This is a genomic window from Streptomyces sp. a15 (assembly GCF_059026085.1).
Genome location: NZ_JBWLKM010000237.1, coordinates 1 through 1,247, shown reverse-complemented (window position 1 = coordinate 1,247; position 1,247 = coordinate 1). Strand labels below are relative to the sequence as shown.

Sequence of the window (1,247 nt, the reverse complement as noted above, 5' to 3'; positions counted from 1 at the left end):
TGCGCATATCTCATGGCCACGGCGTACCGCAGGGATCTAGCAATGTCAGCCCCGACAACTGAACGGAAAGGTCAGTAGGCGGAGTCGCGGTGAACGTGATCGGGTCAGGCAGCGGGGTGTCCAGGTGGACACCTCCAGGGCTACGGCGCCGCGTGCCTGCCGCTCCTGCGCCGACGGTGTCGTACGCAGTCATGATCACAATCTTGAGCTCGGAGTCACTGTCGGTCAGCACATCACAGTCCACCGCGATCGGCCCCACCGAGGGGTGCTCGATCGATTTCTGGTCCTCGCCGTGAGCGGCCATCGCACCGACCGCCCACAGGTCGGCGAACCGCTGGTTGCCCGTACTCAACTCGCGGATCAGCTCGTGTTCAACGGCGAACTGGAGTTCCTCGACGGCGACAGGACCTTCATGGCACGGACCGGCGACCTCGTCCACGTACCGCGGCCGTCGCTGGACGGCGTGGCGCAGGGGCCCGGGTCGCCGGAGGAGGACACCAGCGACGGGTTCGCCCGGGGCGGCTGGCTCGTGCCGCATCTGGACGACGAGTTCATGCGGATCGTCACGGGCTGGCTCGGTGAGGCGGACGCGTTTCTGTTCGGGCGCCGCACCTATGACAACTTCGCGCGTGACTGGCCGAAGATGAACGAGCCGGACGACCCGATCGCCACCAAGCTCAACGGCTTGCCGAAGTACGTGGCCTCGCACAGCCTGACGCGAGCCGACTGGGAGCCGACCACGATCCTCTCCGGGGACGTGCCGGCCCAGGTCGCCGAGTTGAAGCGGCAACCCGGACGGGAGCTGCAGATCCACGGCAGCGCCCGCCTCGGCGCGTCGCTCCTGGCCGCCGGGCTGATCGACGAGCTGCGGCTGATGATCGCGCCGGTCGTCGTGGGCAGCAGCCGACGGCTGTTCCCGGAGAACGGTGCCCCGGCCGGGCTGCGGCTGCTGAGCAGCGAGACGACACCGAGCGGAGTCGCGGCCCAGGTCTACGAGACCACAGGAGCGCCTGCATACGGGGCTTACGAGGCTGGCGCGCACCACTGAACAGACACTCTCTGCAGGTCTTCGCCGGATGTGAGCTGGTCTCTGGGGCGGGGGGTGCGGGCTGGGTACCGCAGGCGTCGTCGACGGTGGTGACGTTCTAGGGGGTGTTTCGAAAGTCCTGTGCGGTGCCCGCGGTGCCCGCGGTGCCCGCGGTGCCCGCGGTGCCCGCGGTGCCCGCGGTGCCCGCGGTGCCCGCGGT

Annotated in this window: 2 protein-coding genes; one reads left to right on the top strand and one right to left on the bottom strand. The window is 69.0% G+C overall.

The features are described from left to right. Nucleotides 1-10: 10 nt before the first annotated feature. On the bottom strand, nt 11-439 hold the full coding sequence (locus AC5P09_RS51855) for an MmyB family transcriptional regulator (RefSeq protein WP_493880617.1): 429 nt from the start codon (nt 437-439) through the stop codon (nt 11-13). Between AC5P09_RS51855 and AC5P09_RS51850 the strand changes: the two genes are divergently transcribed. After that, nucleotides 413-1,048: a dihydrofolate reductase family protein gene (locus AC5P09_RS51850; protein WP_493880616.1), complete on the top strand. Its 636-nt coding sequence runs from the start codon at nt 413-415 to the stop codon at nt 1,046-1,048. The genes AC5P09_RS51855 and AC5P09_RS51850 overlap by 27 nt on opposite strands. Nucleotides 1,049-1,247: the final 199 nt, after the last annotated feature.

Excerpts from the sequence above, each read along its gene's own strand:
- AC5P09_RS51850 (WP_493880616.1), top strand. The coding sequence starts at position 413 with ATGGCACGGACCGGCGACCTCGTCCACGTACCGCGGCCGTCGCTGGAC.